Source organism: Streptomyces laculatispora, from assembly GCF_017353455.1.
GTDB classification, from domain to species: Bacteria; Actinomycetota; Actinomycetes; order Streptomycetales; family Streptomycetaceae; genus Streptomyces; species Streptomyces laculatispora.
Genome location: NZ_JAFMPZ010000507.1, coordinates 16140 through 37213 on the forward strand (window position 1 = coordinate 16140; position 21074 = coordinate 37213).

Sequence of the window (21074 nt, forward strand, 5' to 3'; positions counted from 1 at the left end):
TCCCATGCGCCGAACTGCCCACACCTGCGCGGGACGGCCTCGGCCGGCACGTCCCGGACAGGACGAAGCACCGCGGGTCAGAGCCTCGCACGGCCCGCACTCAGCTGGGACAGGACACCGGCAGGGCACCTGTCGCCCGCCGCGAGAGCGCCCACACCGCCAGCGCGGCCACGGCATAGGCGGCGCCGAGCAGGCAGGACGCCCACCACCCCGAGGAGGCGTACGCCCACGCCGTGGTCACGGCACCGAGGGCGGAGCCGAGCGAGTAGAAGGCCATATAGGCGCCGATGACGCTGCTGGAACGTTCGGGGTGCGCGGCGGTGAGGAGGTGCTGACTGCTCACATGCACGGCCTGGACGGCGAAGTCGAGCAGCACGACGCCTGCGATGAGCGGCCACAGGGCCGGTGCCGTCTGCGCGGTGAGCGTCCAGGACGCGGCCAGTAGCGCCAGCGACCAGCCGGTGACGGCCTGGGCGCGCCCCGCGTCGGCCCAGACGCCCGCGCGCCCGGCCGCCACGGCACCGATGAGGCCGGCCAGACCGAACAGCCCGATGGTCGTCGTACCGAAGTGCCATGGCGCGGCGGCCAACGGCAGGGCCAGCCCGCTCCACAGGGTGCCGAAGGACGCGAACAGGAAGAACGCGATCAGCCCGCGGCCGAGGAAGAGCCGATCGGTGGCGACGAGACGTCCCGCGGTGGCGAGGACATCCCGGTAGCGGGCCCGCGCGGGCCGGGCGTCGGGGTCGAGGGTCCGGTGCGCGATCAGAGCGAGAGCGAGGCAGAGTGCGGCAAGAACGGCGTAGACGGCCCGCCACCCGACGTGGTCACCCAGCACACCCGCGAGCACGCGGACGCCGAGAATCCCGAGCACCACCCCGGAGGTGACCGTGCCGATGTTGCGGCCGCGCTCGCCGGGCGGCGAGGTGGCCGCGACATAGGCGACCGTGATCTGCACAACCACCGCGAACAGGCCCGCGACCGCCAGGCCGACCCCGGCGATCACGCCTCCGGGCGCGAGGGACGTGATCGTCGCACCCGCGCCGGTGAGGATCAGATGCCCGACGATCAGCGTGCGCCGGTCGAGGACGTCCCCGAGCGGCACCAGCAGGACGAGCCCGGCGAAGTACCCGAGCTGGCCGACCGCGACCAGCCACCCCAGCGCCGAACCGGCCAGCCCGAGGTCGCTGCCCGCGGCCTCCAGCACCGGCTGGATCGCGTAGATCGTGGACACCGCCACCGCGCACACCGACGCCAGGACGAAACGCTGCCCGCTCGTGATCGTCGACGACATCCCTGCCCACCTCTCGATTGGTTTCAATATGAAACCGTTTGAGATTAAGGCACAATGGTTTCGATCTGCAACTCATACGGGAGGAGTCCGATGACGGACGCGGTGCCGGCAGACCAGGAGTGGACCGATCCGACGTGCCCGGTTGCGCGCACGGTCGATCTCGTCGGCGACCGGTGGAGCCTGCTCATCGTCCGTGACGCAATGGACGGCGCGGCGTCGTTCACCGATTTCCGAAACCGTCTCGGCGTCGCCCGCAACGTCCTCAGCGACCGGCTCCGAAAGCTCACCGCGCACGGCATCCTGGCCACGAGCACTCCCCCCGGGGCCAAGCGCCACACCTACCGGCTCACCGATGCCGGCCAGGAGTTGTTCACCGCCGTCGTCGCGCTCAGGCAGTGGGGAGAACGCCATGCCTTCGCCCCCGGCGAGGACCGCTCCGTCCTGGTCGACCACGACGGACGGGACGTGCCCCGCCTCAGCGTTCTGGACCGGAGCGGCCGGCCCGTCACGGCATCGACCTCACACGTGCGCAAGGTCGGCCGGTAACGCGGCCAGGAGATCGCCCGGCCGACCACGACGTTTCCCGACGCGGCAGCCCGGTCGCTGAGTTCATGCTGCACATCCACGACGACGGCACCGCCGGCCGGGCGCCGGCACGACGAACCGTCCGACGCGGTGAACCGGCGACGCGCCGCCCTCGCGGACCCCGGCCGCGTGCTCAGCCGGCAGCGGCGCCGGACCACTTGGGCGGCACGCCGAGCAGCTCCCGCAGCGCGGTCGCACCCGGGCCGGTCCCCAGCAGGGTGATCTGGCACGGGTGCTGGCCGGCACGCGGGCGCCCACCGGGTGCCGTTCGGCGTGGCAGCTGTCCAGCAGCCGCCCGCCGGCGTGCCGAGGGCCGGCCTTCCCGGAGTTCAGCGCCTCCCCGCCCGCGCCAGGGCCTCGACGGCCTGAGTCGCCAGTGCGGCGACGAGATCGGCCGCGGGCGGCATGTCCGTGACGAGGTCGACGGCCTCGCCCGCCCATACCGGCAGAGGCGGCACAGCGCCTCTTGCCACATCGGCCCGATAGTCCTGCTGGGCCGCGGCGGACGCCGAGAGTTCCGTCTCCCGGCCCCGCCATCGGTCGAGGTAGGGGTGGCCGAGGGTGCGAGCCGTGTATTTCGCGGGCCACCGGGACCCTCGGGCGATGTCGAGAACGCTGTTGCGCTCCGTGTCCTGCCCGCGTCCCCGCACGATCGCCTCGGTGACCGAGGGGTCGGCGAGGGCCTCCGCCGTGGCCTGGAAACGGGTGCCGATGAGCGCCCCCGCAGCGCCCAGGGCCAGGGCGGCGGCCACGCCGCGGCCGTCGGCGATCCCGCCCGCCGCCAGCACCGGTACGGGCGCCGCCAGATCCACCACGACCGGCACGAACGGAAGCGTGGACCGCCCGCGCCGGGCGCCGTGCCCACCGCTCTCGGTGCCCTGCGCCACGATGATGTCGGCGCCCAGGTCCACGGCCTGCCGGGCCTCCTCCAGATCGGTGGCCTGAATGATCACCGCCGCGCCCGCCGCCCGGACGCGTTCGACGAACGGGCTCGGATCCCCGAAGGACAGCATCACCGCCCGGGGCCCGTACTCCAGCGCCTGCTCGACCGCACCGGCACCGGTCGCCCAGCTCAGGAAACCGACGCCCCACGGCTCCTCGACACCCGCCATGACCGGCAGTTCGCGGGCCAGCCAGTCCCGGTCCCCCATTCCGGCACCCAGCATCCCGAGTCCGCCGCCGCGGGAGACGGCCGACGCCAGCGCACCCCCGGCCGATCCGCCCATCGGCGCCAGCACGATCGGGTGCCGCACACCGAGCAATTCCGTGAACGCAGTGGACAGTTCCATGACCGTAAGCATCGCCCTCGCGGGCGTGCCACGTCATCCCGCGCGGCCGGACGGGAGCCGGCGCCTCGTCGGCCTACGTGGACTCGACCCGGCCGAACGGGCCGGAGCCGGACGCCAGTTCGTCCCGCGCCGCCTGCCAGGCGGAATCCCCGGGGTGGAGCTCCGTACGGAGGTAGGCCCAGGTGAGCCGCTGGACGACGGAGACCCGCGCGGGGTTCTCGTCCGTGGTCTCGGCGACGTCGTATCCGCAGACCCCGCCGAGTCCGTGCTCCGCGCCGAACAGGGTGAGCAGGGACTTGGGGCCCGGGGAGAGCAGGTACGGGTCGGCGTGCCAGTCGGGGCCCCGGACGGTCAGGTGGGCGGAGGCGTCCTTGTCGCCCGCGACCACGAGCACGGGCGTCCGCATCCCGGAGAAGTCCGTGGTCAGGAGAAAGGGGAAGTTCCTGGCCGCGGACTCGCCGAGGGCGTCGCCGCCCCGGCCGGGCGCGGCGAGCAGTACGCCCGCCCGGATCCGGGGGTCGGCCGGGTTCACCACCGTCCCGTCCTGCGGATCGGTGAGCCGGGCGCCCAGCAGCAGGCTCGCGGTGTGCCCGCCCATCTGTTCCGCTTTGTCAACGACCGCCGGACCGCCTCGGTACCCGCCCTCGCACGCACCTCGGCACCCACCCCGGTACCCACCTTTTTGTGGGTACTTGGCAGCCGGCGCCGCCCGGGCGAACCTGGTTACGGAAGACAGCGCGGCAACGCACCCGGCATCCGGCCGGACGCCGGAAGCCGGACGCCGGAGGGGAGGTCATGGCGTCTCGCGTCGCCCGTGCCAGGAGAGTGGGCCCATGCCAGGAACTGCGCCCGGGTCAGAAGGTACGCACCCGGGTCAGGATGCCGAAGGGGACCCGGTCAGCCGCTCCAGGCGGCGGTGTCCCCAGTCGGACAGCGGCGCCAGCGCCTCGGAGAGCTCCCGGCCGAACGGGGTCAGGGAGTACTCGGTCCTGAGCGGCAGTTCGTCGTACACCTCCCGGTGCACCAGTCCGTCGTCCTCCATCTCGCGCAACCCCTGGGTCAGCACCTTCTCGCTGAGCCCCGGCAGCTGACGCCGCAGCTCTCCGGGGCGGCACGGCCCGGACTCCAGCAGCCAGAGCAGGGCGGTCTTCCACTTGCCGTCGATCACCGCGATCGCGGCCGTCACTCCGCAGACATTCGGATCCTGTGCACGGCTGCGTGTCATCTCGGTCTGTCCACCGCTTTCGTCAACGTTTTCAATGGAGTTGAAGCATGTCCACACCCTCCGAACAGTCTGCCGTCACCGTGCTCGGTCTGGGACCGATGGGCCGTTGCCTGGCCCGGGCGTTCCTGGACGCGGGTCTGCGGACCACGGTCTGGAACCGGACCCCGGGACGGGACCGGGAGCTGGTCGAACGCGGCGCCACCGGCGCCCCGTCGGCCGGGGAGGCGGTCGCCGCGAGCCCGCTGACCGTGGTGTGCGTCGTGAACTACGACGCGGCCGACGCCGTCCTGCGGAGCGACGCGGTCACGGACGCGGCCAAGGGGCGCACGGTCGTGAACCTGAGCGCCGACACCCCGGACCGGGCCCGGTCCACCGCGGACTGGGCCGCCCGGCACGGCATCCGCTACCTGGACGGCGCGATCATGACGCCGACCACCACCATCGGGACACCGGCCGCCGTGTTCCTCCACAGCGGCCCGGCAGAGCTCTACCGGGAGCACCGGCCAGTCCTGCATGCGCTGGGCGGCACCCATACCCATCTGAGCGAGGAGATCGGCCGGGCGGCCGCGTACGACATCGCGCTGCTGGACATCTTCTGGACCGCGATGACCGGCTTCGCGCACGCCCTCGCGGTGGCGCGGGCGGAAGGGGTCACCGCGCGCGAACTGGCCCCGTTCGCCCAGGGAATCAGCGCGATCCTGCCACCGATCTTCGGGCAGTACGCACAGGCGCTGGACGACGGGGACTTCTCCGGCGAGGACAATCCGCTCACCTCGGCGGCATCCTCCATGGCCCATATCGTCCACACCTCCGAGGCCCACGGCATCGACGCGGGCGTGATGCGCGCGGCCGGGGAACTGGCGCGGCGGGCCGTCGCCGACGGGCATGGCACCGACGGCTTCGTCCGGGTCGCCGAACTGCTCGGCCGGGCCTGAGGGACCCGGCGAACCGGACCCGGCGAACCGGACTGGGCGGGGCCGGCCGACCGGCGCCCGCGCCCGGATCACCGCAGGAACGCCTCGACAGCCGCGGTGAACCGGCCGGCGTCGTCGAGCCACGGATAGTGCCCCGCCCCCGGCTGCACGACGAGCGCCGCTCCGGGGAACAGCGCGGCGAATCCGGCCGCCGCCCGAGGGGGGCTGTTCAGGTCGAACTCCCCGGCCAGCAGCAGGACCGGGGCCCCGAAGCCGGCGATCGCCGTGCGGGTGGCGGCCGGGCCGAAGGCGCCCTCCGCTCCGAAGCCGGCGACGGCCTCCGGGTTCTCCGGCCGGCTCGCCACGCAGTGCTCCCGTGCCGCGTCGTCCCACCGGCCGTAGAAGAACGGGGCCACGGCATCCCAGTCGCCGTCCGCCCCCCGGGTGATCGCCTCCAGCGCGGTGGACGCGGCCGGGTACCACGGCTCGTCCTTCCGGAGCGCCGCGAGCTCGCGGCGCTCCTCCCCGGTGATCTCGATACCGACGGCCCGGGTGCTGGGGGTGATCAGGGCGAGCCTGCCGACACGCTGCGGGAACCGGGCCGCGTACAGCGTCGCGATGTTCGTACCGGCCGAGTGGGCGAGCAGGTCCGTCCGGGGAAGGCCGAGGTGTTCGCGCAGGGCCTCGACGTCGTCGACGAGGCGGTCGCAGCGGTAGGACGAGACGTCCTCGGGGACCGCGGACCCTCCGGTGCCGCGCAGGTCCGGGACGATCAGGCGGCGGTGACCGGACAGGCCGCCGAGGTCGCCCAGGTAGCGGGAGTCCGCAGGGCCTCCCGGGACGCAGACGAGCGGGTCGCCGTCCCCGTACGCGCGGTAGGCGAGCCGGGTGCCGTCGGACGCGCAGAAGGTGGTCATACGAGCGATACTGCCAGCCATAACCAGGTTGTACAACGTGGTTATGGCGCGGTGGTCAGGTATATAACTTGGTTGTGGCAGGCGGAGAGAAGGACACGCGGCACAGCCCCGGGGCGCTGACCGAGGAACAGGCCGAGCGGATGCTCGCCGGGATGAACGACGTCATCCGCGCGGGCGAGGAGATGCGGAAGCTCCGCGCCGAGATGATCAGGCTGTTCATCGGCTTCGGCTGGACCCAGGACCGTATCGCGCGGCTCACCGACATGAGTCAGCCCGCCGTGTCCAAGCAGGTGACGAAGTACCGCTCCGCCGATCCGGCACCCTCGATGGACCTCTCCCTCGGCCAGCACGACGTTCCGTGGCTGGAGGGACGCCTGTGGGGGCTGGCCGAGGACATCTCCGAGACGTACGCGGACGCCGCCCGCTGCACGGGCTGCGTCAGCGCCCTCGCCCGGGGCAGGAAGCGCTTCACCCCGGAGAACGTCGACGAGCTGCGGCGGCTCGTCGAGGACGATCTGCGGCGGTACGGCGAGGGAGTGCCCGATGTCCACCGGGACGCGGACGCGCAGGCGTTGTCCCGTGCCCACCGGGACGCGTACGACGAGATCAGCCGCGGTCTCGACGTACCGTCCAGGCAGGCCACCGCCCCGGCCGGCGCCGCCCCGCTCGGCTCGGCCTCCGTACGCCGCACCCTCGCCCACCGGATTCAGCGCGACCGGCTCAGGGACGGCTCCTGAGCCCTCGGGCGGGTTTCAGCTGCTCCGGGCGCGGGCGGCGAGGGCGGCCGCCAGGACGCTCGGCACGAGCAGCAGGCCGAAGGCGGCGGCGTACCCGGCCAGCTCGGCGGAGCCGATGCCCAGGAAGAGGTTGAACACGGCCGAGGACACACCCATGACCGCCATCTGGCCCAGGTTCTGGCTGGTCTGCATCGCGCTGCTCGCATATCCCTGCCGGCCCGGCGGACTGTGCGTGAGCGAGAGCAGGGTGAGGGACGGGGCGACCATGCCCATGCCGATGGCCGCGAGCACCATGGCCCCGGCGGCGGTGAGCGCGGGTGTCCCGGGGAGCGTCCCGGCCGCGGCGATCACGACCGCCGCGCCCATCACCAGCGAACCGGCCGTGATCATCCGGTGGCGGGAGACGCGTCCCTGGAGGCGGCCCTGCAGCCAGGAGGCGCCCGCCCAGGCGATGGCGGCACCCGTGAAGGCCAGCCCCGTCTGCACGGGCGGCACCTGCCGGGCGGTGTCGAGCAGCAGGGGCACGAAGGCCTCCAGCGTGAAGTACGCCCCCGACGTCAGACCGCGCAGCAGCACGGCGGCGGGCAGCCCGCGCGCGGCACGCCAGGTGCCGGGAGGCAGCAGCCGGGGCGCGAACACCACCAGCAGCGCCACTCCCGCCACCCCGCACAGCAGGTGGCGCACGTCCCAGCCCGAGACGGCGTACTGCCCCAGCGCCGCGCCCACGCTCACCGCGGCCGCGACCAGCAGCGCGGGGCGCGGCACCCGGTCCGCCGACGCCTCGGAGGCCAGGTCCGCGGGCGCCGCCTGCCAGGAGCGGCTGCGGAGCAGGAACACCACGGCCAGCGAAGGAATCACGGTCAGGGCGGCCAGGCCGTAGAACACCACGCGCCAGGACCACCAGTCGGCCACCAGCCCCGCCAGCGGCGGGCCGGTCAGCGAGGGGATGATCCAGCAGGTACTCATCAACGCCAGTGCGCGCGCCCGCAGTCGGTCCGGGTAGGCATGGGCGATGGCGGTGTTGATGGCCACCGCGATCATCCCGGCCGCCACCCCGTCCAGGAAGCGCCCGACCGCCAGTTGCCAGATGGTGGTGCTGGTCGCCGAGACCACCAGGGTGACCACCGCCAGCACCACACCGGCCGCCAGCGGACGCCCCGCCCCGGCACGGTCCGCCCAGTCGCCGCCCAGCACCCCGCCGAGCAGGCTCGCGGCGACGAAACAGCCCGCCACCAGCGGGTAGAGGTGGACCCCGTCCAGCTCCCGGGCGGCCGCCGGGAGGGTGGGCACGACGGCGAGCGCGGCGAACCCGGTCAGGAACATCACCGCGGCGAAGCTGATGGTCGCGGCCGCGTACGTCCGGGAGAACAGACGCTCCTCGACGGCGGTCTCCGGCTTCGCCGGAGCACGCTCGGTCATCGCCGTCCGCCCGTCGCCAGAAGGCTGGTCGCCGTGGCGCGCAGGACATGTGCCAACCCGTCGGACAGCGCTTTCGGATCATGAGTCACGGGCGCCAAAGCTATGCGGGCGGCGCGACGGCCTGCCACTGGATTTCGGGCCGCCGCGGCTGAGCGGCGGACGTCCGGCGCCCCCTCACCGGCGGGCCATCGCCGCCCCCGCCGCCCGAAGCGCGTCCCCGTCCGCTCCCATCAACAGGTCCGTGCTGTCTGCCCATTGGTCCACGGCCCCGGTCAGCGGCCGGCCGCACAGCTCCGGGTCCGTGAGCGAGGCGGCCAGCGGGCGGGCGAAGCGCTCCGCGTGCAGGACCAGGAACGGCCTGCCGTGGTACGGGCGGGGGGACGGGTCCACCGGGTCGGTCAGGCCGCTCTCGTTCTGACGGATCGCCACCGCCTCGTACGCGGCGCAGAGGTGCCGTTCCCGTTCCGGTTGGTCCGTGGCCGCCAGCGCGCCGCGCAGGGAGGGCAACAGCCTTGCGGCCGCATCCAGTTGAGCGAACGCACTGCCCAGCCATTTGCTGTACGGCGCGTAACGCCGCTCCAGGAGCAGGCTCAGGCGCATGAGGTCGCGCACCAGCCGGGCCGTGACCACGGCCGAGCCGAGTTCGTCGCCGACCTCGGCGCAGCGCCCCACGAAGGCCTCCTCCTGGGAGATCCGCTGCCACTGGCAGGCCAGCAGGTACCGCCACACCTGTTCGGGATACCGGGCCAGCCGCCGCCGTGCGGCGGTGAGGAGGCCGGGGCCGTCGTGGAACACCGCACCGCCGGTGATCCCGGCGAGTCTCTGCTGCGGCATCGCGAGCCAGTCCCGGACGGCCGGTTCGGCGGTCGACGCGTCGAAGCCGGCCTCCCGGGTCAGCCAGTCGCCGATGCCGTACGCGAACACGCGGTGGCTGACCGGTCCGTCGGTCACCTCCAGGTGCCCGACCGGGTCGAGCGGATCACCGGCGGAGCGGAAGTGGGTGGACCAGCCGCGGATCTCCTTCGGCAGCCGGTCCGCCAGGAGCCGCCGGATCGCGTCGCCGTGTGCCGCCACGTCGTCCGCCGCGAGGAAGAGGTCCAGCCGCGGGCCCCAGTCGTGGTCGGCCGACCGGGCCGTGTCGAAGCCGAGCACCTCCGAGCCCGGCCCGATCCGCGCGGCGGCGTACGGCAGCCCGGGGAAGCCGGCCTCCAGGACCGGCCGCACGGCCTCCTCGTACAGGATGCGGGAGAGCTCCAGACCTGGCAGGAAGGCGGCTTCGGTGTGGGTCATACGGCCACTGTGCGGGGGCGGAAGCGGATCGGCCATCGATTAGTTCCGGGCCGGCAGGGCCACCTCCCAGGAAAGTCCGTTTGCGGACGATCCGCCACAGATCGAATGGCTACGCTGGCAGACATGACCGCCATGGCACCCACACGCACCGCGCCGGACCTCTCCTACCTCCTGGACCACACCAGCCACGTACTGCGGACCCAGATGTCGGCGGCGCTCGCCGAGATCGGGCTCACGGCGCGGATGCACTGCGTCCTGGTCCACGCCCTGGAGGAGGAGCGCACCCAGATCCAGCTCGCCGAGATCGGCGACATGGACAAGACCACGATGGTGGTGACGGTGGACGCACTGGAGAGCGCGGGCCTCGCCGAGCGCCGGCCCTCCGGCCGGGACCGGCGGGCGCGGATCATCGCCGTCACCGAGAAGGGCGCGGCGCTCGCCGGACGGAGCCAGGAGATCGTGGACCGGGTGCACCGGGACGCCCTGACCGGCCTGGACCGCGGCGACCGCGACACACTCCTGCGCACCCTGGGTCAACTGGCCGGCGGCCACCTGTCCACCCCGGCCGAGACCCCCGGGGCGACCCGCCGGGCCCGGCAGAGCCGGAAGTAGCCGGCCGGTCAGGCCCGAAGCGGCACATCCCGAAGCGGCACATCCCGAAGATGAGACCGAAAGAAATAGTCTTCAACGAAACCATCTGTTAGCGTCTCTCTTGTTGACCCGACCTGTACTCGTCAACCCGACCAGCACTTGCCGACCCGACCGACGCTTGTCCACCCGACCGACAGGAGAGTCCGATGTCCGCCTCCTCGCAGCCCTCCGGCCCCGGCACCGGCCCCGCCCCGCGCGTGCTCACCGACGCCGAACTGTCCCGGCTGCTCGGGGAGCGGCAGTTCGGAGTCCTGGCGAGCGTGCGGCGCACCGGGCACCCCCATCTGACGACCGTGCTCTACGCCTGGGACGCCGCGGAGCGCGTGGTGCGCGTCTCCAGCACCGCCGACCGCCTCAAGCCGGGCCAACTCCGCGCCGATCCGCACGCCGCGCTGCACGTCAGCGGTCCGGACGTGTTCTCCTTCGCGGTCGCCGAGGGCGAGGCCGAGGTGTCGGAACCGGCCACCGGACCCGGTGACGCGGTGAGCCGCGAACTGCTCTCCATGACCCCCGGCTTCGAGGACCCCGCCGAGGAGGCGGCCTTCCTGTCCCAGGTGGTCGCCGACCGGCGCGTGGTGATCCGGCTCCGCGTCTCCCGGCTCTACGGAACCGCGCTGGACGTGCCCGCGGCGCAGTGACCCGCGCGGTACGGGCGCCGTCACCGCAGGACGCGGTACGGCACAGCGCTAGCCCGCGTCCGGCTCCGGCTCCGGCTCCGGCGGCAGGCCGGGCCGGGGACCCTCGTCGGGGACCATCACCAGGCGTACGGCCATCTGGCGTGAGCCGGCCGGGTGTTCACCGGGGACGGTCAGGTACTTGCGCATCAGCGTCTCGTACTCCTCGGCGAACGAGGCGACCTGTTCCTTCGTCATCCGCAGGCCCATGCGGTAGATCTGGTTCCAGCCCCCGGAGGCGTCGTAGCCGGCGTACGCGCTCACGACCAGGCCGAGGTCGTGGGTCATCCTCAGCGCGCCGATCTTCACCGCGGCCTCGCGTTCGTCGGCCGTCATCTCCAGGCCGGGCGGGGTGAAGATGTCCGTCATGAGCGACCGCCACCAGCGCTCCCGGCCGGCGGACCGCTCCTCGATCTCGGCGATCAGCTTGAGATCGGCGAGTTTGCGCAGGTGGTAGCTGGTGGTGCCGGTGGACTCGCCGAGCGCCTTGGCGACGCCGGTGGAGTTCGCTTCGCCGTGCTCGCCGAGGTAGCTCAGGATGTCGCGGCGCACCGGGTTGGACAGCGCCTTGTCGAAGGCCTTGAGGTCCGGGCCGGTGAGCACTCTCTTCTCGGGGCGCTCGACCATGCCGCCAGCGTACTGCAAAGAATCTCTGCAACTATTGCAGAGATTGTTTGCAGAACTCCTCTGCAATCGCTACGTTGGTGAAGGAGGCGCCACCGGGCGTCTCCTGAACTCTCGGGGGGTCGAGATGCGGAAACACCTGGCCGACAGGGGACCGGCGGCGGGGCTTCGGGCGGTCTGTCATGGCTGAGCCGCTGGACGCCCGGACGCGGGACGAGATCGACGACCAGGTCGCGGAGGCGTTCGACGCCTACCTGGCCGACCGGCTCGCCGAACCGGGGCCGCTGCGCGCGTCCGCCGCCCGGGGGCGCGCCGCCCTGCTCGTACTGGGCACGGTCGCGCTCGGCGCCCTGGCCACGGCCGTCGCCCCGGCCACGGGCGCCACCGTCGGCTGTATCTGGGGGGCGATCGCGCTGATCGACCTCGCCTGGCTGCTGACCGCACGCCGCCACTGACGGCCCGTGGGGCACCCGTGACGGCCCGTGCAGGTCCGGGTGACGGGCCGTCGGGTACCGCCGGCGGCCCGTAGGGCACCGGCGCGCATCGGAGAGGCTCTAGGATCCCGCCCATGGCACCCGACCCCGGCTTCACCTGCTCCCGCTGCGGCGGACACCACACGGAACTCCCGATGGGGTACTCCACCATGGCACCCGACGTCTGGGACGCGAGCCTGGAGAGCGACCCCGACAGCATGCTCTCGACGGACCAGTGCATCGTCAGGCACGAGCACTACTTCATCAAGGGCCTGATCGAGATACCGGTGGCGGGCAGCCAGGAACCGTTCTCCTGGGGCGTCTGGGTGTCACTGAGCCGGGAGAACTTCGGCCGCGCCCTCGATGTGTGGGAGACCCCGGGCCGGGAGTCCGAGAAGCCGTACTTCGGCTGGCTGACCACCGAGTTGGGGCTCTACTCCCCTCGCACGACCAACCTCAGGACCAACGCGCACACCCGCCCGATCGGCCGCCGCCCGCTCATCGAGCTGGAGCCCACCGACCATCCGCTGGCCGTGGAGCAGCGGAACGGGATCACGTTCGGCCGGGTACAGGAGATAGCCGAAGCGGTGCAGCACGCCGAGGACAGCCCTTAGCCCACGCCCGCGGAGTCCCGCCGGGCCCCGATCCGCCGCGCGGGCCCTGGACCGCGGCCACCGCCTACCGCTCCCCCAGCCCCGACCGCAGCTGCGTGAACCCCAGCTCCGCCGCCTCGACCGCACCCCCGTACACCTGGTCCGCGCTCCGCCCCGCACTGATCCGCTGCCAGTTGTCCAGGGCCAGGATGCGCAGGACCGCGACGATCTGGCCCGCCGCCAGCCGGTCGGACACCCGGTCGCCCAGGGCGCGGGCGAGAGCGGCCTCGGAGCGGCCCTGGTACGCGTAGAGCCTGGCCACCAGGGACGGCGTCCCGTACAGCAGCCGGTGGAACGCCAGCACCTCGGGCACGTCGCAGAGGCCGGTGACCGGGTCGCGCCGCTCCAGGCCGTCCAGGAAGTGGCGCCGCAGCGCGTCGAGCGGGGATTCGCCGTCGGCGCGGGCGGTGACCACCCGGGCGGGCTCGTCCTCGTGATCGGCGAACCGGTGCAGGGCCAGGTCCTCCTTGGACGGGAAGTACCGGAACAGCGTCGGCTTGGAGATGTCCGCGGCGGCCGCGACCTCCGCCACCGAGACCTTGTCGAAGCCGCGCTCCAGGAACATCGCGATCGCGGCGTCGGAGACGGCCTGGTACGTCAGCTGCTTCTTCCGCTCGCGCAGACTCATCGGCGCGTTCGGCCCACGGGGCGCGTCCTCGTCCGCCGCCGCGCCGGACCTGGGCTTCTCTCCGCTCATGACCACGAAGCGTACGCCCTTGACCTCAACCGGACTTGACGTCCGCCGCCCGCGCCCTTCTCGGTGAGCCCTGATCCCGCCCGCGCTCCCGGACCAGCGCGTCGATCCCGTCCAGCACCCGTTCGAGGCCGAAGCGGAACTCGTGGTCGGGCTCCTCCGGGCCCCACATCACGCCGGACGCCATCAGCCGGGAGAGCGCGGGATGGCGCTCGGGGTCGACCAGCCGGTTCAGCGTGCGGGCATAGCTCTCCATCACCTCCTGCGCCGGTACGCCGCGCGCCTCGACAGCGGCGTCCAGATCACCCATCAGCAGCGCCTCGTTCCGCACGAAACCGCCGACCAGAAGGATGACGGAGACCGTGTCACCCGGCCCGAGACCGCTGCCTTCGAGAGCCTGGAGGCCCTGTTCCCACCAGGCGACGGAGTGCGGGCTGGCGGGCGGTCCCGAGATGGGGATGCGGAGCATCCACAGGTTGCGGTGGAAGACCCGGCGCTGCGCCCAGGCCCACTGCGAGAGCGCCTCCCGCCAGCCGGCCCCTTCCTCCAGGGCGGGCAGCGGGGGCGGCGGGCCCAGGGCCGCCTCCTGCATGAGCACGTAGAGCTCGTCCTTGGCGGCCACGTACCGGTAGAGCGACATCGTCGAGGCGCCGAGGTCCTTGGCGACCCGGCCCATGGAAACCCCGCCGAGCCCTTCGGACGCCGCCACCGCCACCGCGGCGTCCACGATGCGCTCCAGGCTGAGCCCCGGCTTGGGCCCCTTCACCGGGCGCGCCCGCAGCCCCCAGGCGGCCTCGATGCTGACCGGCAGGTCCGTGCCGCCCGGCGAACCGTTCTCTTCCGTCACCTGAACCCTCCTTCCCTTGACGGTCATCCTAGTTATGCGTAACCCTTACACAATAACGCGTACTCAATACGCAGAAAGGGGCGCACCCATGCCGCCAGGCACACCCATGCCCCCGGCCGCCATGATCGAGGCCCACGGACTGACCAAGTCGTACACAGGAGCCGCGCCGCCCGTGCTGGACGGCCTGGACCTGCGGGTCGGCCGCTCCACCGTCCTCGCGCTGCTCGGCCCCAACGGCGCGGGCAAGACCACCGCCGTACGCATCCTGGCCACGCTCACCACCGCCGACAGCGGCACGGCGCGCGTCGCCGGGCACGACGTCGTGGCCGACCGGAGCCGGGTGCGCCACGCGATCAGCCTCACCGGGCAGTACGCCGCCGTCGACGAGACGCAGACCGGCGAGGAGAACCTGCGCATGATGGGCCGGCTGACCGGCCGCTCCCGGGCGGACGCGCGCCTCCGGGCCGCCGAACTCCTCGAACGCTTCGGCCTCACCGAAGCGGCCCGCCGCACCGTCCGCACGTACTCCGGCGGGATGCGGCGCAGGCTCGACCTGGCGGCCAGTCTGGTCGGCAGCCCGCAGCCGGAGGTCTTCTTCCTCGACGAGCCGACGACCGGTCTCGACCCGCGCAGCCGGCAGGAACTCTGGCAGGTGGTCCGCGATCTCGCCACCGAGGGCGCCACGGTGCTGCTCACCACCCAGTACCTGGAGGAGGCCGACCGGCTGGCCGACCGCATCGCCGTCCTCGACCGGGGCCGCAAGGTCGCCGAGGGCACCGCGGACGCGCTGAAGTCACGCGTCCGTGGACACCGCCTGGACCTGGTCATGGCCGACCGCGCGAGCTACCTCCGGCTCACCCACCGCGCCGTGCACCACGCGCCCGCGACCCTCACCCTCGGACTGCCGACGGACGGCTCCGCGGCCCAGGTGCGGGCGCTGCTCGACGAGATCGACCCGGCCGGCACCGAGATCGAGCGGTTCACCCTGCACAGCACCACGCTCGACGACGTCTTCCTGGCCCTGACCGCGACGAAGGAGACACCGGCCGCCCATGTCTGAAGCCCTCGCCGCCGCCCCGGCCCGGCCCCCGTCCGCGGTCCGCGCCCCGCTCGTCCACGCCGGCACGATGACCGCCCGTTCGCTGCGCATCAGCAGGCGCAACACCGACGCCCTCGTCACCTCGCTGATGCTGCACTGCTGGTAGTCGGCCCAGATGCCGAACAGGCAAGTGAGGCACGTTCCGCACGCTGATGGGGGTCCTGTAGGCGAGGGACTGGGACTCGCGTGCTGCCGTGCAAGGGCGCAACCTGGAAGCAGTGTGATCGAGTGCGGACGGTGCCGGCGGCCCGCCGGGACTTGCGCACGAGGACGCTGGGGAGGCAACGATGCCGGGTGACCCCTTCGGACTGGACAAGGTGCTCGCCGCGGCGGAGGACGCGGCGCCCGGGGCGTCTCTCGGCGTGGTGGCGCGCAATCTGCGCGACCGGTTCGACGCGCGGGCGGTGTCGTTCCTGTTCGTCGACCTCGTCGGCCAGCAGATGGTGCGCATCGACGAGACGATCGCCTCGCAGGCCGCCCTCCAAGCCGGCCGGATCCGGCTGGCCGGCAGCGTCTACGACCGAGTGCTGCGCACCCAGGAACTGGTGCAGGCCCCCGACGCCGGGCACGGAAAACGGCTACTGGCCCCGGTGACCAACCGCGGCGACACCATCGGCGTCCTGGAGCTGTCCCTGCCGCACGTCAGCCAGGAAATCCTGGAAGAGGTCCGCGAGGCCGCGCACGCACTGGCATACATCATCGTCACCGACCGCCGCTTCACCGACCTCTACCGGTGGGGCCAGCGCGCCACCCCGCTCACCCTGGCCGCCGAGATCCAGCGCCAGCTCCTGCCCAGCGCACCTTCCTGCGAAGCCGCGCAGTTCGTGCTCGCCGCGACCCTGGTACCCGCCGACGACGCCGCCGGGGACACTTACGACTACACCCTCGACAACGACACCCTGCACCTGTCCATCACCGACGCCATGGGCCACGACGTCAACGCCGCCCTCATGGCCACCCTCCTGGTCAACGCCTCGCGCGGCGCCCGCCGCGACGGCGCCGACCTCGCCGGCCAGGCCCACAAGATCCACCAGGCCCTCCTCGACCACGGCCACCACACCCTCGCCACCGGTCAGCTCCTGCGCATCGCCCTCGACGGAACCGGCGCACAGCTCGTCAACGCCGGACACCCCTGGCCACTGCTCCTGCGCGACGGCACGGTGGACGAGGTACGCCTGGACATCGACCTGCTCTTCGGCGCCCCCGGAGGCACCGCTTACCACGTACAGGACCTCGACCTGCGCCCCGGCGACCGGCTCCTGTTCTACACCGACGGCATGCAGGAACAACATGCCGAGTCCGTCGACCTGCCCGGCCTCATACGCGACACCGCCTCCGAACATCCCCGAGAGGTCGTGCGTGTCCTGACAGCAGCGGTCACCGACGCCGGCAACGGCCACCTGGCCGACGACGCCACCGTGCTGTGCCTCGACTGGGGGTGCCGTTAACGAACAGCGAACCAAGTGCCAACTAGCGCAAAGCTCCAGGTCAGAAGCTCGTGATCTTGATCCGATGAGAGGTCTGGTCCGAGCTGCCGAAACCGCCGACCACCAGCCGGTCACCCCGGCCATCGAGTCCCTGCGCGGCCTCCTGCTGGACCAGCCGGTGGGCAACTCCCCCTGGATCGCGCTGACCTGGGCCGCCGGGATACTGCTGGCGGCGATGGCACTGCCGGACGTGCTGTTCAGCGTGCGGACACGGTGACCACGGGGCCGTCCGTAGATGCTCGTCGAGCGCCTACGAGCGGGAGTTCAGCGCTGACGTCGGCCGAGGTCGTGGCTGTCGTCGAGCTTCCGCCGGAACGCCAGCCGCTTCCGGGTGCGGGGCAGACACTCCGGGGTTCGCGGCGGATGGGCGTACGAGTCCTGTCGGGCCGCTGACATCGAGTCGCCGTACGCGACCACCACGTACGTGCCGGTGATCACCTGGTCGCAGTCAACGCATCTCATGACCGCACGCGCTTCTCAGCGATGGTGGTCGTGGGCACATCTGTCATGGTGCCTCCTGGTGCAACGGGTTGCCCGGGGCAGGGGTGACACGGAGGAACGACGTGATGATCGCGCGGTATCCGCGATGGCCAGGGTTGTGGCCGGTATGACGCAGCGCCCAGTCCTCGGGCGGCCTCGGTCGCTCGTCGGCGTCGGACGCCTCCAGGCAGGTGGTGCACTCCACCTCGTACACAGGGCCCGAGGCGCCAGGGGTACGGTCCACCTTGATCGTCCAGTCCGCCATACGGATCACTGATCGGATCGTCACGCGAGTCGCCCCGCCCTCGGGCCGAGCATGAGCGCCGTCGACGCGGCCAGGGCTGCGCGCAGCGTTACGGGCTCGGTGCCGACGCGGCCGGATGTCGGCGGCCGGAGCCAGTGCAGACGGGTGTCCGTGGCGCTCAGCGGCGGCACCGTGACGTAGGTAGTGACCCCGCAGGGGACGGTGCCCTGCACCTCCCAGCCCGCGGTCGCACCTGCCGTGGTCAGGAAGTGCAGGATGCGGGACCACGAGTCGCTGATCACCGCACCGCAGTCGCCGCCCAGCGCCTCGGCTGCCGGACGGCCGAGGCTGAACGGCACACGTACCGCGTCCCAGTGCTCACCGGCCCCGACCGTCCGCGCCATGCCGTCCGGCGGGAGCCACGGCAGCACGGGCCCCGGCGTGGCACCGGCGCGGCAGCCGCAGGTGACGATCGGCCTCTCGGATGCGGGTGGAAACGTGCTCCCGGTCGGCAACGAGACGGGACGGGTCCACGCCAAGCGCTCCGGCGATGGCATCGAGGGTGCCGTCAGTGACGCCGCGCTCTCCACGCTCGATCTTGCGGATGGTGCCGAGTGCGACGCTCGCGCGGTCGGCGAGCTGCTGCTGGGTCAACTTCGGTCGGGCGACACTGCGGTAGTACGCAATGCGGCGGCCTACCGGACCGGGCTGGGGCGGCGGCATAGTGCTCCGTTCGAGGCGTCCGCTCGCACCGTACCGGGCAACCACCACCTGGGTACGCGAACGGCGCGACCTGAACTCCCGGTGAGACCGTCACTTTGCCGTCACGGTTCGATGATCCCGACCAAATCCATGAGGGAGTTGATCGACCAGTCCGCCTCGGCGCGCACCGCCGGGTCGTCTGCCCACCAGTGCCCCCACGGGCCGCGCCGAATGTGGGCCGTCAGCAGCCCCGCCATCTTGGCCGGGAAGACATCGTTGGCGGGATGGTCGCCCACGTACAGCGTCGTCTGCGGGCTCGCCCCGGACACTTCCAGGACGCGGCTGAAGAATGCCGGGGCCGGCTTGGCGACGCCCCACTCGCCGGACATGACCACGAGGTCCGCGGGGAGATCGAGCGCGCGCAGCAGGGCGGCTGCCTTCTGCGTCTGATTTCCGGCCACGACCACGCGGACGCCGAGTTCGCGCAGCGCCGCGAGGGCCGGGCGGACATCGTCGTAGAGGTCGCGTTCGTCGAGCGTTTCACCCCGCCCTGCGGCTTCGCGGACTTCGTACTCGGCGGCGATGTCGATGCCCGGTCGCAGCAGCCGCACAGCTTCCGCGTTGTCCCGCCCCTGGATCACCATGGCCCCGACAAGCGCGCTGAGTGTGTGGGGCTGCACGTTGAGCCAGTCCGCCCAGGCCGCCCAGTAACGGTCGTCGCGGGTTAGCGTCTCGCCGACATCGAAGACGATGGTCTCAATCACTGTTCCGACCCTACGCGGAGGCACGGACCAGATCCGGCCTCACCACGGAATCGGCCCCCGGTCCGTTGCCAGGCGGGCATGGAGTTCCACGTCGTAACGGACACCGTCGTATTCGAGCTTCTTCGTTGCTGTCCTTCCACCGCGAAGCCGGCAGCGCGAGCCACTCCGCAGGAGGCTGGATTGTTCACCCGGTGTCCAAGCTCCAACCGGAAGAGTTCAGCATCGTCGAAAGCCCACTGGGCCACAGCACAGCAGGCACGGGAGGCCACACCTCGGCCACGAGCCGTTGACGCAGTCCAGTAGGACACCCATCCCGTGCCATGACGCCGGTCCACCGGGCCGACGCACATCTGGCCGAGAACGAGGCCACCGCCATCGACGACGGCGAAGGAGTGGGAAGAGCCCGCAGCCCACTGATCACCACGAGCGGCTATCCACCGCTCGGCAGACCGGACAGAATCAACCGGCTCGACGGACTGGCTCCGCATGAGCGGATCCGCGAACGCGGCCATCACCGCCGGGGCGTCCTCGGCCCTCCATGTCCGCAGCACCAGGCCCGAGGAGGCATCTACACGATCGCGCATGCCGCGAGTCTCCCCCGGCGGGCGTGGCCAGTCACCTCGGTTTCCCGGCAGCCGCCGCGCCACACGCGGTCGCGGATATCAGAGCCGGCGGGGCACTAGCTAGAACACATCCGGGCACCAGGCCCGCCGCCCCGCCCGGAACAGCACGTCCGCCAGCGCCGCCGCGCCCGGGGTCAGCTCCTCGATGCGGTCCAGGGCCGTCAGCCGCAGGGCCGACTCGTCGCCCAGGTAGAGCGCCCCCAACTCCCGTACGTCCAGCGCGAGATCCGCGCTGCGCGTCGTCGGGGTGCAGGTGGCGCCGGCCGGGGAGGCGTCCAGGTGGAAGCGGCCCGCGGTGAGGCCGGTGGCGTCGTGGATGTCCAGGACCAGGGAGCCGGGGACGGCGTAGGTGCGGGCCTCCAGTGCGCGTACGACGTCCAGGAGGCGCACCCACAGGAAGTCCGCCTGCGTCACCACGCGGGCCGCGCGCGGGTCCGGGAGGAGCAGCGGGAGCAGGTCGTCGGGGGCGCGGTTGCCGGTGCGGATCGTGGTGACCCAGTCGACCGAGCAGAGGAAGTGCCACAGCGCCCGCTCCGCCGCCGGGGTCGTCGCGATCATGCTGCGCACCGTCGCCCGGTTCAGCGGCTGCTTGGCATCGCCCCAGTGGTCGTCGGCGCGGTAGACGAGGAGGCCGTCCACGGTGCCTTCGGCGTCACGGTGGACGGCGTGGAACGGCTCGGTCCAGCGGTCGTTCGGGAAGAGCGCGTTGCCGGTCGTCAGGTCCCACCAGCGGTCGCCGCGGCTCACCACCCCGTGCTGCCGGGCCCGCAGCCGGTCGTGGAGGGCCGGCCCCAGCTTGCGCACCTCCGCGCCGTCCACCAGGTCGATCCGGCCGCCGTCGCGCTCGGACGTACCGGACAGCCGGGGGTCGAGACCCGCCCGCGGTATGTCGATCTCCCACTCGGTGGTCCAGGCCGCGGGGCCGAACCCGTACCGCCCGTAGATCGGGTACTCGGCGGCGATCAGGGTGGCGGCCACGTCGCCGCGCTCCTTGGCCGCCGCCAGGTCCGCAGCCATCAGCCGGGTGAGCAGTCCGCGGCGGCGGTGGGTGGGCGTCACGGTGACGTTGGTGACCGCGTCGGTCGGCACCGTCGCCCCGCCGACGACCGTCAGCTCCTGCGCGAACGAACGGAACGTCGCCACGCACCGCCCGGCGTCGAACACCCCCTGGACGCGGGCCAGATCCATATGGGGCAGCCGTCCGGCCACCTCCTCGTCCGAGGGGGTCGGCGGGCGCAGGAATCCGGTGTTCAGGGCGCGCAGCCAATCGGCGAACTCGGACTCGGTGACGGTACGGGCCTCAAGGCTGTTCATGCGCTCCACGCTAGACACCGCTGTTCGGGTTGTCGCCCGCTTTTCCCGCCGTACGGGACCGGCACCGGCGCCCGGAAC

General features: G+C 72.3%; 26 protein-coding genes and 2 pseudogenes. 11 read left to right on the forward strand and 17 right to left on the reverse strand.

Translation table 11 applies throughout. The annotated features are described in order from the left end of the window. Positions 1-100 precede the first annotated feature (100 nt). A complete protein-coding gene (locus J1C73_RS26380; RefSeq protein ID WP_242644729.1) occupies positions 101-1291 on the reverse strand; it encodes an MFS transporter in 1191 nt (396 codons plus the stop codon). A 90-nt stretch (positions 1292-1381) separates the two neighbouring features. Here J1C73_RS26380 and J1C73_RS26385 point away from each other — a divergent pair, with 90 nt between their 5' ends. Further along, positions 1382-1837, forward strand: coding sequence for a winged helix-turn-helix transcriptional regulator (locus J1C73_RS26385; RefSeq protein ID WP_207318579.1), 456 nt, complete (start codon positions 1382-1384; stop codon positions 1835-1837). A gap of 368 nt (positions 1838-2205) precedes the next feature. Here J1C73_RS26385 and J1C73_RS26390 read toward each other — a convergent pair whose 3' ends face one another. The 3 genes and pseudogenes from J1C73_RS26390 to J1C73_RS26400 all read right to left on the reverse strand — a co-directional run bounded on the left by J1C73_RS26390 (position 2206) and on the right by J1C73_RS26400 (position 4390). Continuing rightward, entirely contained in the window at positions 2206-3165 is a 960-nt protein-coding gene (locus J1C73_RS26390; protein WP_207318580.1) for an NAD(P)H-dependent flavin oxidoreductase, read from the reverse strand. Between the two features lie 73 nt (positions 3166-3238). After that, a pseudogene (locus tag J1C73_RS26395) lies at positions 3239-3763 on the reverse strand (alpha/beta hydrolase); the annotation flags it as partial. Between the two features lie 276 nt (positions 3764-4039). Further along, positions 4040-4390 (reverse strand): winged helix-turn-helix transcriptional regulator, encoded by a 351-nt coding sequence (locus J1C73_RS26400; RefSeq protein WP_123460698.1) that lies wholly within the window; start codon positions 4388-4390, stop codon positions 4040-4042. Between the two features lie 47 nt (positions 4391-4437). Here J1C73_RS26400 and J1C73_RS26405 point away from each other — a divergent pair, with 47 nt between their 5' ends. Continuing rightward, positions 4438-5325, forward strand: a complete 888-nt coding sequence (locus J1C73_RS26405; RefSeq protein WP_123460697.1) for an NAD(P)-dependent oxidoreductase — start codon at positions 4438-4440, stop codon at positions 5323-5325. Between the two features lie 68 nt (positions 5326-5393). On the opposite strand, the gene J1C73_RS26410 is transcribed toward J1C73_RS26405, so the two are convergent. Beyond that, the gene (locus J1C73_RS26410; RefSeq protein ID WP_207318602.1) at positions 5394-6221 is read right to left on the reverse strand and encodes an alpha/beta fold hydrolase; all 828 of its coding nucleotides are present in this window, start codon (positions 6219-6221) and stop codon (positions 5394-5396) included. A gap of 74 nt (positions 6222-6295) precedes the next feature. Between J1C73_RS26410 and J1C73_RS26415 the strand changes: the two genes are divergently transcribed. Further along, the gene (locus tag J1C73_RS26415; protein WP_123460695.1) at positions 6296-6958 is read left to right on the forward strand and encodes a sigma-70 family RNA polymerase sigma factor; all 663 of its coding nucleotides are present in this window, start codon (positions 6296-6298) and stop codon (positions 6956-6958) included. Between the two features lie 15 nt (positions 6959-6973). Here the strand turns inward: J1C73_RS26415 and J1C73_RS26420 are convergent, their stop codons facing one another. Further along, entirely contained in the window at positions 6974-8377 is a 1404-nt protein-coding gene (locus J1C73_RS26420; protein WP_207318581.1) for an MFS transporter, read from the reverse strand. A 174-nt stretch (positions 8378-8551) separates the two neighbouring features. Further along, positions 8552-9667: a DUF4037 domain-containing protein gene (locus tag J1C73_RS26425; RefSeq protein WP_242644731.1), complete on the reverse strand. Its 1116-nt coding sequence runs from the start codon at positions 9665-9667 to the stop codon at positions 8552-8554. Positions 9668-9790: 123 nt separating this feature from the next. On the opposite strand from J1C73_RS26425, the gene J1C73_RS26430 reads away from it, so the two are divergent. After that, positions 9791-10279, forward strand: coding sequence for a MarR family winged helix-turn-helix transcriptional regulator (locus J1C73_RS26430; protein WP_207318583.1), 489 nt, complete (start codon positions 9791-9793; stop codon positions 10277-10279). 185 nt (positions 10280-10464) lie between these two features. Further along, positions 10465-10956 carry a pyridoxamine 5'-phosphate oxidase family protein gene (locus J1C73_RS26435; RefSeq protein WP_207318584.1) on the forward strand — a complete coding sequence of 164 codons (492 nt, stop codon included), beginning with the start codon at positions 10465-10467 and terminating at the stop codon, positions 10954-10956. 48 nt (positions 10957-11004) lie between these two features. On the opposite strand, the gene J1C73_RS26440 is transcribed toward J1C73_RS26435, so the two are convergent. After that, the gene (locus J1C73_RS26440) at positions 11005-11619 is read right to left on the reverse strand and encodes a winged helix-turn-helix domain-containing protein (RefSeq protein WP_207318585.1); all 615 of its coding nucleotides are present in this window, start codon (positions 11617-11619) and stop codon (positions 11005-11007) included. 179 nt (positions 11620-11798) lie between these two features. Here J1C73_RS26440 and J1C73_RS26445 point away from each other — a divergent pair, with 179 nt between their 5' ends. Continuing rightward, positions 11799-12071 carry a hypothetical protein gene (locus J1C73_RS26445; RefSeq protein ID WP_207318586.1) on the forward strand — a complete coding sequence of 91 codons (273 nt, stop codon included), beginning with the start codon at positions 11799-11801 and terminating at the stop codon, positions 12069-12071. Positions 12072-12184: 113 nt separating this feature from the next. Further along, entirely contained in the window at positions 12185-12703 is a 519-nt protein-coding gene (locus J1C73_RS26450) for a DUF2199 domain-containing protein (RefSeq protein ID WP_207318587.1), read from the forward strand. 64 nt (positions 12704-12767) lie between these two features. Here the strand turns inward: J1C73_RS26450 and J1C73_RS26455 are convergent, their stop codons facing one another. Both J1C73_RS26455 and J1C73_RS26460 read right to left on the reverse strand, forming a co-directional pair. Continuing rightward, the gene (locus J1C73_RS26455) at positions 12768-13439 is read right to left on the reverse strand and encodes a TetR/AcrR family transcriptional regulator (RefSeq protein ID WP_207318588.1); all 672 of its coding nucleotides are present in this window, start codon (positions 13437-13439) and stop codon (positions 12768-12770) included. 25 nt (positions 13440-13464) lie between these two features. Next, on the reverse strand, positions 13465-14283 hold the full coding sequence (locus tag J1C73_RS26460) for a TetR/AcrR family transcriptional regulator (protein WP_207318589.1): 819 nt from the start codon (positions 14281-14283) through the stop codon (positions 13465-13467). A gap of 88 nt (positions 14284-14371) precedes the next feature. Between J1C73_RS26460 and J1C73_RS26465 the strand changes: the two genes are divergently transcribed. The 4 genes and pseudogenes from J1C73_RS26465 to J1C73_RS26480 form a co-directional block, all read left to right on the forward strand. Further along, complete coding sequence (locus J1C73_RS26465) at positions 14372-15343, forward strand: ATP-binding cassette domain-containing protein (protein ID WP_207318590.1); 972 nt, start codon at positions 14372-14374, stop codon at positions 15341-15343. Then, entirely contained in the window at positions 15336-15488 is a 153-nt protein-coding gene (locus J1C73_RS26470; RefSeq protein WP_242644732.1) for a hypothetical protein, read from the forward strand. Before J1C73_RS26465 ends, J1C73_RS26470 begins: the two co-directional genes overlap by 8 nt. Before the next feature lie 181 nt (positions 15489-15669). Beyond that, a complete protein-coding gene (locus J1C73_RS26475) occupies positions 15670-16830 on the forward strand; it encodes a PP2C family protein-serine/threonine phosphatase (RefSeq protein ID WP_207318591.1) in 1161 nt (386 codons plus the stop codon). 94 nt (positions 16831-16924) lie between these two features. After that, positions 16925-17086 (forward strand): annotated as a pseudogene (locus tag J1C73_RS26480) (ABC transporter permease); the annotation flags it as partial. 47 nt (positions 17087-17133) lie between these two features. Here the strand turns inward: J1C73_RS26480 and J1C73_RS26485 are convergent. The 7 genes from J1C73_RS26485 to J1C73_RS26515 form a co-directional block, all read right to left on the reverse strand. Further along, a complete protein-coding gene (locus J1C73_RS26485) occupies positions 17134-17331 on the reverse strand; it encodes a hypothetical protein (protein WP_207318592.1) in 198 nt (65 codons plus the stop codon). Positions 17332-17374: 43 nt separating this feature from the next. Continuing rightward, positions 17375-17638: a DUF7848 domain-containing protein gene (locus J1C73_RS26490; protein WP_207318593.1), complete on the reverse strand. Its 264-nt coding sequence runs from the start codon at positions 17636-17638 to the stop codon at positions 17375-17377. Beyond that, a complete protein-coding gene (locus J1C73_RS26495) occupies positions 17635-18024 on the reverse strand; it encodes a hypothetical protein (protein WP_207318604.1) in 390 nt (129 codons plus the stop codon). The genes J1C73_RS26490 and J1C73_RS26495 overlap by 4 nt, the downstream gene beginning before the upstream one ends. Continuing rightward, the gene (locus J1C73_RS35195) at positions 17972-18316 is read right to left on the reverse strand and encodes a helix-turn-helix domain-containing protein (protein WP_242644733.1); all 345 of its coding nucleotides are present in this window, start codon (positions 18314-18316) and stop codon (positions 17972-17974) included. Before J1C73_RS35195 ends, J1C73_RS26495 begins: the two co-directional genes overlap by 53 nt. A 101-nt stretch (positions 18317-18417) precedes the next feature. Continuing rightward, on the reverse strand, positions 18418-19059 hold the full coding sequence (locus J1C73_RS26505; protein ID WP_207318594.1) for an HAD family hydrolase: 642 nt from the start codon (positions 19057-19059) through the stop codon (positions 18418-18420). Then, positions 19056-19643, reverse strand: coding sequence for a GNAT family N-acetyltransferase (locus J1C73_RS26510; RefSeq protein ID WP_307797802.1), 588 nt, complete (start codon positions 19641-19643; stop codon positions 19056-19058). The genes J1C73_RS26505 and J1C73_RS26510 overlap by 4 nt, the downstream gene beginning before the upstream one ends. Before the next feature lie 99 nt (positions 19644-19742). After that, positions 19743-20996 carry a GNAT family N-acetyltransferase gene (locus J1C73_RS26515; RefSeq protein WP_207318595.1) on the reverse strand — a complete coding sequence of 418 codons (1254 nt, stop codon included), beginning with the start codon at positions 20994-20996 and terminating at the stop codon, positions 19743-19745. Between the last annotated feature and the right edge of the window lie 78 nt (positions 20997-21074).

Coding starts and splice junctions, on each gene's coding strand:
- J1C73_RS26475 (WP_207318591.1), top strand. CDS start 15,670: ATGCCGGGTGACCCCTTCGGACTGGACAAGGTGCTCGCCGCGGCGGAG.
- J1C73_RS26470 (WP_242644732.1), top strand. CDS start 15,336: ATGTCTGAAGCCCTCGCCGCCGCCCCGGCCCGGCCCCCGTCCGCGGTC.
- J1C73_RS26515 (WP_207318595.1), bottom strand. CDS start 20,996: ATGAACAGCCTTGAGGCCCGTACCGTCACCGAGTCCGAGTTCGCCGAT.
- J1C73_RS26410 (WP_207318602.1), bottom strand. CDS start 6,221: ATGACCACCTTCTGCGCGTCCGACGGCACCCGGCTCGCCTACCGCGCG.
- J1C73_RS26440 (WP_207318585.1), bottom strand. CDS start 11,619: ATGGTCGAGCGCCCCGAGAAGAGAGTGCTCACCGGCCCGGACCTCAAG.
- J1C73_RS26430 (WP_207318583.1), top strand. CDS start 9,791: ATGACCGCCATGGCACCCACACGCACCGCGCCGGACCTCTCCTACCTC.
- J1C73_RS26435 (WP_207318584.1), top strand. CDS start 10,465: ATGTCCGCCTCCTCGCAGCCCTCCGGCCCCGGCACCGGCCCCGCCCCG.
- J1C73_RS26465 (WP_207318590.1), top strand. CDS start 14,372: ATGCCGCCAGGCACACCCATGCCCCCGGCCGCCATGATCGAGGCCCAC.
- J1C73_RS26380 (WP_242644729.1), bottom strand. CDS start 1,291: ATGTCGTCGACGATCACGAGCGGGCAGCGTTTCGTCCTGGCGTCGGTG.
- J1C73_RS26405 (WP_123460697.1), top strand. CDS start 4,438: ATGTCCACACCCTCCGAACAGTCTGCCGTCACCGTGCTCGGTCTGGGA.
- J1C73_RS26485 (WP_207318592.1), bottom strand. CDS start 17,331: ATGAGATGCGTTGACTGCGACCAGGTGATCACCGGCACGTACGTGGTG.
- J1C73_RS26385 (WP_207318579.1), top strand. CDS start 1,382: ATGACGGACGCGGTGCCGGCAGACCAGGAGTGGACCGATCCGACGTGC.
- J1C73_RS26450 (WP_207318587.1), top strand. CDS start 12,185: ATGGCACCCGACCCCGGCTTCACCTGCTCCCGCTGCGGCGGACACCAC.
- J1C73_RS26400 (WP_123460698.1), bottom strand. CDS start 4,390: ATGACACGCAGCCGTGCACAGGATCCGAATGTCTGCGGAGTGACGGCC.
- J1C73_RS26390 (WP_207318580.1), bottom strand. CDS start 3,165: ATGGAACTGTCCACTGCGTTCACGGAATTGCTCGGTGTGCGGCACCCG.
- J1C73_RS35195 (WP_242644733.1), bottom strand. CDS start 18,316: ATGCCGCCGCCCCAGCCCGGTCCGGTAGGCCGCCGCATTGCGTACTAC.
- J1C73_RS26455 (WP_207318588.1), bottom strand. CDS start 13,439: ATGAGCGGAGAGAAGCCCAGGTCCGGCGCGGCGGCGGACGAGGACGCG.
- J1C73_RS26425 (WP_242644731.1), bottom strand. CDS start 9,667: ATGACCCACACCGAAGCCGCCTTCCTGCCAGGTCTGGAGCTCTCCCGC.
- J1C73_RS26445 (WP_207318586.1), top strand. CDS start 11,799: ATGGCTGAGCCGCTGGACGCCCGGACGCGGGACGAGATCGACGACCAG.
- J1C73_RS26420 (WP_207318581.1), bottom strand. CDS start 8,377: ATGACCGAGCGTGCTCCGGCGAAGCCGGAGACCGCCGTCGAGGAGCGT.
- J1C73_RS26510 (WP_307797802.1), bottom strand. CDS start 19,643: ATGCGCGATCGTGTAGATGCCTCCTCGGGCCTGGTGCTGCGGACATGG.